General features: G+C 43.1%; 10 protein-coding genes. 6 read left to right on the top strand and 4 right to left on the bottom strand.

Features of this window, described 5'->3' with window-relative positions; genetic code table 11:
• Window positions 1-262: 262 nt before the first annotated feature.
• The 3 genes from Q0A12_RS14265 to Q0A12_RS14255 form a co-directional block, all read right to left on the bottom strand.
• Window positions 263-1,408, bottom strand: coding sequence for a monovalent cation:proton antiporter-2 (CPA2) family protein (locus tag Q0A12_RS14265; protein WP_291293294.1), 1,146 nt, complete (start codon window positions 1,406-1,408; stop codon window positions 263-265).
• A 186-nt stretch (window positions 1,409-1,594) separates the two neighbouring features.
• Window positions 1,595-2,401 (bottom strand): alpha/beta hydrolase, encoded by an 807-nt coding sequence (locus tag Q0A12_RS14260; protein WP_291293293.1) that lies wholly within the window; start codon window positions 2,399-2,401, stop codon window positions 1,595-1,597.
• On the bottom strand, window positions 2,402-3,976 hold the full coding sequence (locus Q0A12_RS14255; protein ID WP_291293292.1) for a PucR family transcriptional regulator: 1,575 nt from the start codon (window positions 3,974-3,976) through the stop codon (window positions 2,402-2,404).
• 116 nt (window positions 3,977-4,092) lie between these two features.
• Between Q0A12_RS14255 and fdrA the strand changes: the two genes are divergently transcribed.
• From fdrA to allD, 6 genes are all read left to right on the top strand, one after another.
• The gene (gene fdrA / locus Q0A12_RS14250; RefSeq protein ID WP_291293291.1) at window positions 4,093-7,101 is read left to right on the top strand and encodes a DUF1116 domain-containing protein; all 3,009 of its coding nucleotides are present in this window, start codon (window positions 4,093-4,095) and stop codon (window positions 7,099-7,101) included.
• Window positions 7,094-7,900 carry a DUF2877 domain-containing protein gene (locus Q0A12_RS14245; RefSeq protein WP_291293290.1) on the top strand — a complete coding sequence of 269 codons (807 nt, stop codon included), beginning with the start codon at window positions 7,094-7,096 and terminating at the stop codon, window positions 7,898-7,900. The genes fdrA and Q0A12_RS14245 overlap by 8 nt, the downstream gene beginning before the upstream one ends.
• A 15-nt stretch (window positions 7,901-7,915) precedes the next feature.
• A complete protein-coding gene (locus Q0A12_RS14240) occupies window positions 7,916-9,166 on the top strand; it encodes an MFS transporter (protein ID WP_291293289.1) in 1,251 nt (416 codons plus the stop codon).
• Window positions 9,163-10,095: a carbamate kinase gene (gene arcC, locus Q0A12_RS14235; RefSeq protein WP_291293288.1), complete on the top strand. Its 933-nt coding sequence runs from the start codon at window positions 9,163-9,165 to the stop codon at window positions 10,093-10,095. Before Q0A12_RS14240 ends, arcC begins: the two co-directional genes overlap by 4 nt.
• 13 nt (window positions 10,096-10,108) lie before the next feature.
• On the top strand, window positions 10,109-11,326 hold the full coding sequence (locus tag Q0A12_RS14230) for a dicarboxylate/amino acid:cation symporter (protein WP_291293287.1): 1,218 nt from the start codon (window positions 10,109-10,111) through the stop codon (window positions 11,324-11,326).
• 66 nt (window positions 11,327-11,392) lie between these two features.
• The gene (gene allD, locus Q0A12_RS14225) at window positions 11,393-12,454 is read left to right on the top strand and encodes an ureidoglycolate dehydrogenase (RefSeq protein WP_291293286.1); all 1,062 of its coding nucleotides are present in this window, start codon (window positions 11,393-11,395) and stop codon (window positions 12,452-12,454) included.
• Window positions 12,455-12,550: 96 nt separating this feature from the next.
• Here allD and Q0A12_RS14220 read toward each other — a convergent pair whose 3' ends face one another.
• Window positions 12,551-13,336 carry a formate/nitrite transporter family protein gene (locus Q0A12_RS14220; RefSeq protein WP_291293285.1) on the bottom strand — a complete coding sequence of 262 codons (786 nt, stop codon included), beginning with the start codon at window positions 13,334-13,336 and terminating at the stop codon, window positions 12,551-12,553.
• Between the last annotated feature and the right edge of the window lie 67 nt (window positions 13,337-13,403).

The following is a 13,403-nucleotide window of genomic DNA, read 5'->3' as shown; positions in this document are numbered from 1 at the left end:
GGTGATGACTTATGTCACAGTTCCTAGTATTGCTTCTGCGGTGCGGTGGCTCCTCGTCGCAAAAGTCCGAGGAATCTATCGCAATAGCATATGATTCGGGTTAACTTGTTGGGTGATGACTTATGTCACAGTCCCTAGTATTGCTTCTGCGGTGCAGTGGCTCCTCGTTGCAAAAGTCCGAGGAATCTATAGCAATAGCATATGATTCGGATTAACTTGTTGGGTGATGACTTATGTCGCAGTCCCTTTTTTGTGATGAGCATCAATAAATTTTTTTGGTAAAGTATTTCAGAATCAAAGGTGAAATCAGTGTGCTTAATAAGACGACGATCACCAATGGCGAATAAAGTGCTGGTGTAATCAAGTTATTTTGTTGCCCGATTTGTAAGATGATCAGAGCCATTTCACCACGAGAAATCATCCCGGCACCGACCATCCAAGCACTGTTATTAGAGAACTTAGCGATCTTACCGCCAGCAAAGCCTCCGACAAGTTTGGTCAAAATTGCCACGATTGTAAAGGCTAAGATGAAGAATAATTGCTCATTCAACAAGGAGAAATCAACTTCAAGACCAACACTGACAAAGAATACCGGAATAAACACGGCATACCCCAATGCTTCCACACTATGCTCAACTTCTGCTTTAACTTTGGTTTGGCTGACTGCGATGCCGGCGAAGAAGGCACCAATCACTGAGCTTAAACCGACCAAATCAGCGAGATAAGCCATTCCTAAACAAATGATCAGTGACATAATGATGACTGATGCATTGGCAAAGAGTTTTTCTGCTAAAGACAGCAAGAATGGCGCAATCCATTTCACCAGTAGAAAGATCAAAACAAAATAAATCAGTTCGACAAGCAGCGTAACCGGCAACGGTGTGCTTTGTGTGCCAGATCCTCCCAAAAAGGAAAGGCTGAGGCTTAATACCAAGACGACTAAAATATCGTCGACGACTGAAGCACCTAAAATCGTGGAACCTTCTTTGGTATTCACAACATTTAATTCTTTAAGCACTTCCACAGAGATGCTGACAGAAGTAGCCGCTAGAACGATCCCAAAAAAGAAGGCCTCCGTTCCGCTGCTCTGGAATCCGACACCTGTGAGATAGCCGAACAGCATCGGGAAGAGGATCCCTAGGACCGCTACAAACATTCCCGGGCGAAAATAGCGTTTCAGCAATGAAATGTCACTTTCCAAACCGGCTAAAAACATTAACAAAATAACACCGATCTCGGAAAAATCGTGAACTAAGATGTCTGGATGGACCCAATTAAGTCCTGCACCTCCTAATAAAATACCTGCCAATAATTGCCCAATCACAGCAGGAACGCCAATCCGTCTGGCGATATGAGAGAAAATTGTGGTTGTTAGGAGGATCAGGCATAAGATACCTACAAATTCCATTAAATTCATCCTTCTTTCTTTCAAATAATCATATCTAGTATAGCATGTAACCTGCAATCTTGGCGCGAGTAAGCATTGAAGGATGATTTTTCTATTAAAAGAGCAGAGAAAAAGAACGCAGGCAGCGGAGGTCTCTTTTAATAACACTCTACTGTCTGCGAAAGCTATATGTTAATTGTTTTTTGATCAATGCTCATTCAGCCATGCACTTAGACGGGCGAAAACCATTTGGACTTGTTCGTTGTCTGTTTCTTTCAAGAAATCATGAGGGAGATCATAGACGGCTGTAAATTTACTTCCTGGTATTTTTTTTAATGCCTTACTGTAGCGAAAGGGCACTTCTTCATCGGTACTGCTGGCTGTACTAAAAACTGGCGGGAAGTGTTGCAGTTCTTCTGCTGTGAGTGCATAATCAGCTAGCCGATCGGAGGAAATGCCATATACTTCGGTCAATGTTTGTTGCTGAAGGGCATAGATATAAAATAGATAACGCTGAAACTGGGGATCGTCCCATACTTTCTCCTTCAACTCAATTTTTGGCAAAAGGGATTCAGCTAATGGCGGCTGATTGGTCTGTCGAGAAGTGTTAATAAAAGCAAAGTCTGTATAGCCGTAAAAATTGATCAGGGATTCTGGCATAGCCAGTCCTGCAGCAAGGATTCTTTTCGTTAAAGCCAGCATCAGATACCCTCCCGCTGAGCGACCGCAGATTCGATAAGGGCGATCCTTGATGATCTTCTCTTTTAGTTCCAAGAAATTTTCCCAGGCAGTGTCAATGATTTCCGAAAGAGAACTGTTGGGTGCCAACAAATAATCCATAGATAAGATCGTATAGTTGTGTTCATGAAACAAATCGATCAATGGGCTGGGAATGTCTTGCCGACTGCCGTAGACGAAACCCCCACCGTGAAAGTAAAGCAAATAGGCTTCTTCCTCAGTTGCAGGATAGAGACTAACAGTGGCCCCGGTGGATAGCGAATAATCGGTTTTCATTTATAAACGACTCCTTTTCTTCAGTTCTAACAGATACGTACCGATTTCATAATTGACCAACTGGATAGGATTTGTCAAATCAATCTCCAACAATTGTTCGATTTTGTTGAGACGATAGCGAATCGTTTTTGAATGCAAAAAGAGAGTCTCAGCCGTTTTCTTATAGTTTCGATTATTGATAAAGAAAGTATAGAAAGTAGTGAATAGCTCTTCATCTGCTTCCGACAGTTGGTACAGCTTTGGAGGAATACTTTGCTGCAGTCGTTCCAGCTGGTTTTCTTTGATAAAGGAGCTAAAGATCCCCAAATCATTGTACGTTAAGATCGGACCGAGATAAAACTGCCGATTGAAACGAATGGCATCAAGGCACTGGGGCAAGATTTCCTTGATATGCTCTTTTGTAAAAGTCTGACTGACCGCCAAACAAGTAGATTCTTCCGCTAAGAAAGAGACTTCAAATTGTTTTTCCAGACTCTTTTTGGTGATTTCTTGAGGGAGCTGCTGAAAGTTATAAAGAATGACGAAATAGTTGTGATGTTCAAAAAAGACATGTGCTGTTTTCAATGCTCGTAATTTCTGGAGAACTCTGGTTTTCCGTTGCTTGTCTTTAAAGGTATTTGAAGCAAAAGCAATTCCTTGATAATACTCATAGTGGTCTAGCTGTGCTTCTTGCAGCAAACTCGTTAATTCCTCGATATTGTTTGGGGTACTCTGTAAGATCGCTTCGGCAAGATTGTTCATCCGATTGTAGCGCTCTTTTTTTAGCAAGTATTCCATCTGTAGCCGCTCATAGATGACATCTATCACGTTCTCGATGATCATGATTTTGGCTTCAGGTATTTGAGAATCCTTTTGATAAACGATCAATGTACATAAATCATTGAAGGGGTTGATGATATCCACTTTGATTGCAGTGACATACTGATTGTTCTCATGGGAAAAAAGTTCAAGATACTCATAGTGGTTTTTTGTGAATTCGATGGTTTTCATCGGTTCACTTTTTGTGACCACATAATTCTTAAAGGATTGACCGATCGCAACTTGCACATCCAAATGAGGAATGCGTAATGAACAAGGTTTTTCGATCAACTGAAAAAATTCTTGCATGATTTGCTCAAAAGAAGAATAGTTGCGTTCGACCTTCATGAAACGTTGACGGACTTCATAATAGGTGCGTAAAAGATGGGTTTGATGATTTAACAGCGGTTCATATACCGCCAGCATAATGGCTTCGTAACTGACATCTTGTTGGACTTTGATCAGCGGAATTTGATAGTCAAAACTAAGTGCGATGATCCACTCTGGAATCATTGGAATCAGACGATCCACTTTGACGACTAAGCCACTGACACCAATCTGCTGCATTTTTTCAAAAAAAACACGAGACTGATCCATGGAAAGATCTGTGAAGGCATAGAATGAAGTCAAAATCAACTGATCTTTTTTGCTCCATTTTTCGATGTCGATGGCTTCAAGTACCATGACCGAGGCCACCGGATTCGTTAAGCCAATCGTTCCTGTCAGTACCTTGCTATGTTTAAAAAGCGGCAGTTCAATCAATTCGTTTAATTGCATAAGATACTCCTTTTTCCCCTTTTGGATAAAAAGTATAGCATTTTTTTAGACTTTTATCCAATGAAAACGCAAACAAGCCGCGTTAGAATAAAAATATAAACAAAGGAGGAGAATACATGTTAAACACAGTGATCTTAAAGAACAACTATCAAGACTCGATCAACTTAATGTTATTGACAAATACGATCAATGGTCTTGATGGCGTAGCAATGAGTCAGATCATGATGGGGACAGATGCCAACAAAGATATTTTAAACAACACAGGCTTGCTGACATCTGAAGCAGAAGCGGCTTCCCCTAATGACATGATGATTGTTGTCGACAGTCAAGATGAGAAAATCATGGACGCGGTTTTACCAGCGATCGATGCCTTTTTAGCCGATCTTTCCGCTAAAGGAGATGACAAAGAGAAACCCGCTGCCGCTTCTTGGCAAGAAGCACTGACTGCTTTGCCCGACGCCAATGTGGCATTGTTCAGTATCCCGGGAGAATATGGCGCAGCTGAAATGGAGAAGGCCTTGAAAAATGGTCTGCATGTTTTCTCGTTTACGGACAACGTAGCGATTGAAGATGAAGTTCGCTTGAAGAAATTAGCGCATGAAAAAGGATTATTGATGATGGGACCAGACTGCGGAACCGGGATCATTTCTAGTATCCCGATTGCCTTCACCAATGTGGTTTCACCAGGCAATATTGGAGTTGTGGGCGCTTCTGGAACTGGGATTCAAGAAGTCACAACAATCATCGATCGTCTCGGTGGCGGTGTGGTGCATGCGATCGGAACTGGTGGTCGGGACCTTAGTGATAAGGTAGGCGCCATCACTGTGAAAGATGCGATCGTCGCGTTAGAAAACCATGAACCAACCGATGTGATTTGTGTTATCTCGAAGCCACCTGCAAAAGAAGTGCGGGATGAAGTGGTTCAATTGCTGCAAAGTATCAGCAAGCCAGTCGTTGCTATTTTCTTAGGCGAAAAACCTGAAGCCCATGAAGGAAAAGTTTACTTGGCACACACATTGGAAGAAACTGCCCAAATCGCTGTTGATTTAGCAAATGAAGAAGCAGTCAAACGCAATTACTTTACAAAATTGGCGAAACCAGACGTCCCTGTTTTGGAAAAAAACAAAGTTGTTAAAGGCCTTTATTCCGGCGGTACATTAGCAGCAGAAGCAGGCATGTTGATCTCGGAAGCATTGAACTTAGAAGGATTAGTCAAACAAGAAGGATACATTTTGCATTCTCACGGCTACGATGTGATTGACTTAGGGGATGACATTTATACCCAAGGAAAACCCCATCCAATGATCGATCCTGAAGTCCGCATCCAAAAAATCGAAGAGTACGCAGAGGATGAACAAACCGGGATTATTTTATTCGACGTGGTTTTGGGTTATGGTGCCCATGAAGATATGGTCGGAGCATTGCTACCTGCTATCGAAGCGGCACAAGCAACAGCAAAAACAGCTGGACGTGATCTTTACTTCGTGGCGACAGTCTGCGGAACTACGAAAGATCCGCAAAATTATCAAGATGCCGTCGATCGCTTGAAAGCAGCCGGGGTTTATGTGGCAGAAAGCAACGCCAAAGCGGTTCAACTAGCACTCTTGTTAAAAGGTGTCGAAATGTCAGAAGCAGATAAATCGGTGGAAGACTATACAGGCACAACGATTGACGTACCTGCTGTTAGTGAGAAAGTGATGGAATTATTGACGACAAAACCACGAATCATCAATGTTGGTTTGCAAAGCTTTAATGAATCGATCTTGCAATACGGTGGTCAAACGGAGCAATTCAACTGGCGTCCTCGAGCCGGAGGCAACAAGAAAATGATTCGCATTCTGGATGCACTGGAAGATTTTGAGGATCAAATTGCCGCTGACAATCAAGAAGTGACAGACAAAATCAAGAATGCGCAACCTTTCTTGATCGATGTGGTACCAGCTAAAACAGTGATTGCTGAACTAAATGAGTCCCAAAAGACGTTATTGCATGCTGGACCTCCAATCGAGTGGTCAGAAATGACTGGACCGATGCAAGGTTCTTGTATTGGCGCGGCGTTATTTGAACGATGGGCAACGAATGAAGAAGACGCACGCCGATTGCTGGAAAGCGGAGAAGTTCGTTTCATGCCTTGTCACCATGTCCAAGCCGTTGGCCCGATGGGTGGCATCACTTCTGCAAACATGCCGGTTTTTGTGGTTGAAAATCGTCTGACAGGAAATCGTGCTTACTGTATTTTGAACGAAGGTATTGGGAAGGTATTACGTTTTGGTGCTTATTCCCAAGAAGTCATCGATCGCTTGGATTGGATCAAAGATGTTTTAGGACCAACGATCGCTAAAGCATTGCAATTAACAGAAGAAGGCATCAATTTGAATGTCTTGATCGCTCGTTCGATCACGATGGGGGATGAATTCCATCAACGGAACATTGCGGCTTCATTGAACTTCTTGAAAGAGATTTCGCCACTGATCATTCAAACAGATATTCCCGAAGATCAAAAGTATGAAGTGATCAAGTTCTTAGCAGATACTGATCAGTTCTTCTTGAACATCATGATGGCTACCGGCAAAGCAATCGTTGACGGCGCTCGTGCAGAAACAAAAGGGACCGTAGTGACAACGATGACCCGTAACGGTGTCAACTTCGGGATCCGTATCGCAGAAACTGAAGACCAATGGCACATTGCACCGGTCAATACGCCAAAAGGTCTGTACTTTACCGGCTTTACTGAAGCAGACGGTAATCCGGACATTGGCGACAGTGCCATTACAGAAACAGTCGGCGTTGGAGCAATGGCAATGGTTGCTGCGCCAGGTGTTACCCGTTTTGTTGGGGCCGGTGGTTTTGAAGATGCCTTGGCAACATCAAATGAAATGGCAAAAATTTGTCTGGGACACAATTCGACATTCTCGATCCCAACATGGGACTTCCAAGGAACTTGTTTAGGAATCGATATTCGGAAAGTCGTTGAAACAGGGATCACACCAGTGATCAATACCGGGATCGCCCACAAAAAAGCAGGCGTCGGACAAGTGGGTGCAGGAACGGTTCGAGCACCGCTAGGCTGTTTTGAAAATGCATTGACTGCTTATGCGAAGAAACTAGGGATCGACGTTGACTGAAAAAATTATTGCCAGTGATTACCTGTTTCCGATTCAGCAATTTGGTCGGACAGGGAAAATCCATAGCGTATTTGATCGTTCATTTAATATTCAAGTCAATGATCAGTTGATCAATATCAATCATTACCGCAGTTATCTGGCGGGATTTGGGATGTATCTACCTGAAGAACAATTTCAGGCAATCATGCCTTATGTAGAGTTGGGAAATTTAGTCAAGATACGCAGTCATGGGTTGACGTTTTACAGTACCAAAGGAACGATTGATTTGCCTTTGACAGATGTTACTTTGGTTTCGCTGCAAGTGAAGAAGCTTTCCTTCACTGCGGCGGAGCTAAAAGGATTAAAAGAAATACTGATCAAGCAAAATTTAGCAGAAAAAATTGGTCTTCCTTTAGAAAAGCGCGCCTTAGAAATTTTTGAAGCGTTACGGCATCCTGAGCCGGATTGGCAACAAGTGGTTGCTTATTTGATTGGTCGAGGAAAAGGATTGACACCAAGCGGAGACGATCTATTAGTCGCTTATCAAGCCATGCTTTATGCCTGTGATCAACCAGCTGAGAAGTTGGCAGCTGCTCTTTCGATCTCTTTGTCTACCACGGATGTCAGTAAAGCCTATATTTCCGCCTCTATCAAGGGTTATGTCAACTCATTGATCTATCGATTATTGACTGATTTGAAAAGCCAAGATCAGCAGCTGATCGAAAAAGATGTGAAAAATGTCATGAAAATCGGTCATTCATCAGGCATTGATCTGTGTTTTGGCATGCTGCTAGCATTGGAATCAATCACATTAGAATAGAAAAGAGGAGAAAACATGGAATCGATCAACCAGCGAACAGCTGAAAAAGTAAATAGCAATTATTGGAAAAAAGTTGTCGCCATTTTCTTCGTGGGCTGGATCTTAATGTATGCCACGAGGACGATTTTCAATCCGATCATGGGTGTGATCGGAGAACAATTTAATTTAAGCAACACCCAACTAGGCCTAGCAAATAGTATCTTCTTCTTGACCTATGCCATCGCCCAAATTCCTTTTGGGATCGTTGGGGACAAAATTGGACGGAAGTTAGTGATTGCCATTGGGTTTGTACTGCTGGCAGCGACTACTTACTTCAGTGGATTAGCTACCAGTTTTGTCTTATTCTTAGTGATTCGCGCCCTTGCCGGGATTGGTCAAGGGGCATATTATGGCCCTCAGTATGCGTTATCAACTGAAGCCATTCCAGACAATAAGCGGACGGTAGGGAATGCGATTATCAATAGCGGGATGGCCTTTGGGACTTCTGGTGGGTATCTCTTGTCCAGCAAACTTGTTTTGGATAACGGTGAGCATTGGAGCAAACCATTCTTTATTATGGCGATCCCAACACTGATCCTCGGTATTTTGTTCTACACGGTTTTGAAAGAAAAAGTCATCCGTCCTGAAGATGAAGAAAAAGTGATAAAAGAAGAGGGACCTAAAGAAAAAATCTCTCTCAAACAAATTTTTTCTAATCGGAACTTAGTGGCTGCCTTTATCTTATGTTTTACAAGTATCTATGCCAATTTCGTTATTATTACTTGGCTACCACAATTCTTGATCGCAGAACGGGGATTCGAAGGAGCAAGTGTTGGATTTATTGCTTCGCTGGTCCCATGGGCTTCCATTCCAGGAGCATTGATCTTTGCCCGATTGAATGACAAAACCGGAGCAACGAAAAAACTGGTGTATTTCTTGGTACCTCTTGCCACACTTTCTGTTTTTGCGATTGCCTTTGTTACAGACCGCACGATATTGATTGCTGTGTTGATTCTGTATGGATTGACAGGCAAGCTTGCCTTGGATCCAATCGTAGTGACATTTGTTACGAAAAATGCACCAGCCGGAGCATTAGGTACGACGCTGAGTGCTTATAACTTCATCGGGATGTCTGGTTCGATCCTTGCGCCCTATGTCACAGGATTTTTAGCAGATTCATTAGGATCAATGCAAGTCGGTTTTTACTTATCATGTGTGTTACTGCTGATCGGACTAGGAATCTTTGCCGTATTAGCGAAGGAAAATGAGAAGGAGACAGTAAAATGAGTTTGAATGTGATCGCACTAGGCGGAAACGCCATTTTAGATAAAGATCCTAGCGATAGTGGTCAAAAAGCGGTAGTTGCTCAAGCGGCGAAGTATATTGCTGATTTCGTTGAAAAAGGCGAGCAAGTGATTTTGTGTCATGGAAATGGCCCACAAGTTGGAAATCTACTCCTTCAGCAAAAAGCGGGTGAAAGCGAAAAAAATCCACAGCTGAAGTTGGATACTTGTGTGGCGATGACCCAAGGAAGTATCGGCTATTGGTTGCAACACGCGCTAACCAATGAATTTGCCCAACGGGGGGTGCCGCAACCCGTGATTTCTTTAGTTACACAAGTCCGAGTGGATAAAAATGATCCTTCTTTCCAGAAACCATCGAAACCGATTGGCCCTTTTTATGAAAAAGAAGAGGCCGAAGCTGCGATGGCTAAAACCGGTGGTGTCTATCAAGAAGATGCCGGTCGGGGCTACCGAAAAGTAGTTCCTTCACCGATGCCTCAAGAAATCGTGGAAAAAGAGGTAATCAAGACCCTTGTTGATGCCGGCGTAATCACGATTTGTGCTGGGGGCGGTGGTGTGCCAGTTTATCAAGAAAATCAACAGTATGTCGGCGTGGAAGCAGTCAATGACAAAGATTTTGCTGCCAAGGTTTTAGCAGACAATGTCCAAGCCGATCGGTTGATTATTTTAACCGGAGTTGATAATATCTACATTCACTACAATCAACCAGACCAACAAGCCCTCAAAGAAATCACTGTCGCTCAAGCGGAACAGTATATTGAAGAAGGACACTTTGCTGCTGGCAGTATGTTACCGAAGATCCAGGCAGCGATCGGTTTTGTTAACGGGGATGCGTCAAGAACAGCAATCATTACCTCCATCGAGAATTTAGCTGTACTTGATCAACAAGTTGGAACCATACTCCGCAAATAAAGAGGGGATCAATGTGAAAATAAAAAAAGTACCAATGGTCACACAAATCGTTATTGCAGTTTTGTTGGGGATCGTTTTTGGGATGCTGTTTTCACAGGCGGGCGTGCATTTAAAAATCGTTGGTGATATTTTTCTGCGACTTATGCAAATGGCCATACCGGTCTTAATCTTAGGGCAGATCATTCAAGCAGTTGGGGGCATTGCCCCCAAAGAACTGACACGGTTGGGTGGAAAGACGATCGCTGTCTTCGGGATTTCCTCCTTATTCGCTGCAGCTTGGGGTGTCGCAATGGCAGTTTTCTTTACTCCAGGTAAAGGGATCGATTTTTCACAAACTGCTGCTGACACAGTGCAAGCGCAAGAAATCTCACCTTCGGAGACACTGATCAACTTTATCCCAACCAATATTTTTGATGCCTTATCAAAGGGATCGATCATTCAAATTATTGTTTTTGCCCTGTTTTTTGGGATTGCTCTAAATCGTTTTTTGCAAAAGAATCCGCAATCGCAATTATTAACGATCATTGTTGACTTCAATGAAGTCGTGTTGACGATTATCCGCTATGTCATGATTTTAGCGCCAATCGGGATCTTTGCACTGATTGCTTCAACGATCAGTTCTTTGGGATTACAGGTTGTTTTGCCGCTAGGAAAATATCTGCTGATCTATGGGTTAGCCACACTGTCATTTTTGGTCATCTGGATTGTTGTTTTGATGCTCTATTGCCGCGTGAATCCTTGGCGTTTGATCCAAAATATGAAAAACATGACCATTATGGCATTAGCGACTACTTCTTCTGCCATCACACTTCCGGTGGCGATGGCAGAAGCACAAGACAAACTGGGATTAAGCAGCCGTATCACCAATTTAGTTTTGCCATTAGGAATGTCTTTGAATAGCAATGGTTCAGCCATGCACATGGCAATCACCGTGATGACGATTGCCCAGATGTATCAAATGCCTTTTGATCTGATTCAAATGATGACAGTAGCGGTTACCGCAACCTTTGTATCCTTGGCCAATGCGGTTGTGCCAGGAGCTGGCCTCGTTTCACTGGCGATCATCGTCCCTCAACTAGGACTCCCCATCGAGAGTATTGCGATTTTCGCTGGTGTGGAGTGGTTTGTCGGCATGTTGCGCACAATTTTGAATGTCAATTCAGATGTGTATTCTGCGATGATTATTGCGAAATCCGCCGATGAATTGGACTATCAGACATTTAATCAATAAGAGAAAGGAGAAGTCGCTGTTGTCACTATCAGGTACTTCTCCTTTATTGTTAAAGGAGGATTCACAATGGAAGAACTAATCACTCTTTCTATTACTCAATTGGAAGAATTGATGAAGAAAAAACTGATTGCTGCTGGATTACCCCAAGAAGCTGCCAGCGAAACGGCGAAGCACTTAGCTATTGCAGATGCTACCGGGGTCCATTCCCACGGCGCTGTACGGATGGACTACTATGCAGAACGGATCGCTAAAGGCGGTATCACATTAGAACCAAAATTATCATTTGAGAAAACAGGTCCTGCTACGGGGATTTTTCATGGCGACAATGGCATGGGACAATACGTCTGCAATGAAGCGATGAAGATCGCGATCCATCTTGCTAAAGAAGCGGGAATTGCCTATGTCGGTATCGAACAAACCAGTCATAGTGGGACCATGGCTTATTATGTCAAAAAAGCAGCAGAAGAAGAGATGATCGCAATTGCGATGTGTCAATCAGATCCGATGGCAGTTCCTTTTGGCGGCACCCGCAATTATTTTGGCACCAACCCGATTGCCTTTGCTGCGCCACGAGCAGGACATGAGCCCATTGTGTTTGATATGGCAACCACCGTTCAAGCATGGGGCAAAATACTCGATGCTCGAGCCAAAAATCAGCTGATCCCAGAAAATTGGGCAGTAGACGAGACCGGGCAACCAACTACAGATCCTACGGCTGTTAAAGGGTTATTACCGATTGCTGGTGCCAAGGGCTATGGTTTGATGATGATGGTAGATATCTTAGCCGGTTCACTATTAGGACTGCCTTTCGGAAAACATGTCTCTTCCATGTATGCCGATCTCACTGAAAAACGACGTCTAGGTCAAATGTTTCTAGTCATTGATCCTAAACGGTTTACAGATCTTGCGACATTTAAAGATCAGATGGATCAAATGGTAAATGAATTACATGAAATTCCGCCTGTAGCAGGGCAATCCGCGGTTTATTATCCTGGCGAGATCAGTCAACTACAGTTTGAGAAAGCCCTGCAAGATGGCGTACAGATTCCCCGGACCATCTACGAGTACTTGATCAGTGAAACCATCCACCAGAATAAGTATGGCGGCCAAGATGCATTTGCGAAATAGCTGTTAAAGGTTGTTATCGTCGAAACGAACGAAGGCAGCCTAGAAAAAAGAAGCTAGACACTAATGATACAAGTGTTCAGCTTCTTTTATTCTGCGCTATTTCTTGTCGGTTTTAGCCGTTATTTTTGATGAATAACTAAGATAATAAAATCCTGAGACGAGAAGGGCGCCCCCAACGATATTTCCAAGATAAACAGGAATAAAATTTAAAACAAATGCTTCCCAAGTCGCTCCCCCTTCAAAAATCGCTGCCGGGATAACAAAACAATTCGCAACGCTATGCTGAAAGCCAATTGCCACGAAAACCATGACTGGAAACCAAATAGCTACGATCTTTCCGATTGCCTCTTTTGCCCCATAGCATAGCCACAATGCGAGGCCAACAAACCAGTTACAGCCAATACCGGAGATAAAGGATTGTGTAAAAGAAGCGTTTATCTTATGTTGGGCGATCGCTATGACCTGTTCTTTAAAGACGTTCGTATGCGTCAGCCCCACAAAATGACCAAAAAAATAAGCAACAAAAATTGCGCCGATCATATTTGCTATGGTGATCAATGCCCAGTTTGCCAGCAGTTTTTGATAGGAAACCCGGTGATCATAAAAGGCAATCGTGACAGCCATCATATTTCCGGTAATCAATTCACCACCAGCGAGTAGAATGACAATTAATCCAATCGGGAAAATCGCTGCGCCCAATAGTGTTCCCAATCCAGAAAAGGTTGCGGGAATAGCTGCAGAGATCCGGATATAAGCTAAATAACCCAAAGAAATCATCGCACCGCCTATAAAACCTAACAGGCATTTTGCCACTTGTGTTTTTTTTGTTTTCTTTAGGCCATTTTTGATGGCTATTTCAACAATTTCTTCTGGTGCGTACATGGTTCGCTTCCTTTCGATTGACGACTCAAATAAGTGTCAAATAAATGAAATAACAGATGAAACTATC

Source organism: Enterococcus sp. (genome assembly GCF_022711995.1).
GTDB lineage: Bacteria > Bacillota > Bacilli > Lactobacillales > Enterococcaceae > Enterococcus_D.
This window is presented reverse-complemented; position numbering and strand designations above follow the sequence as displayed.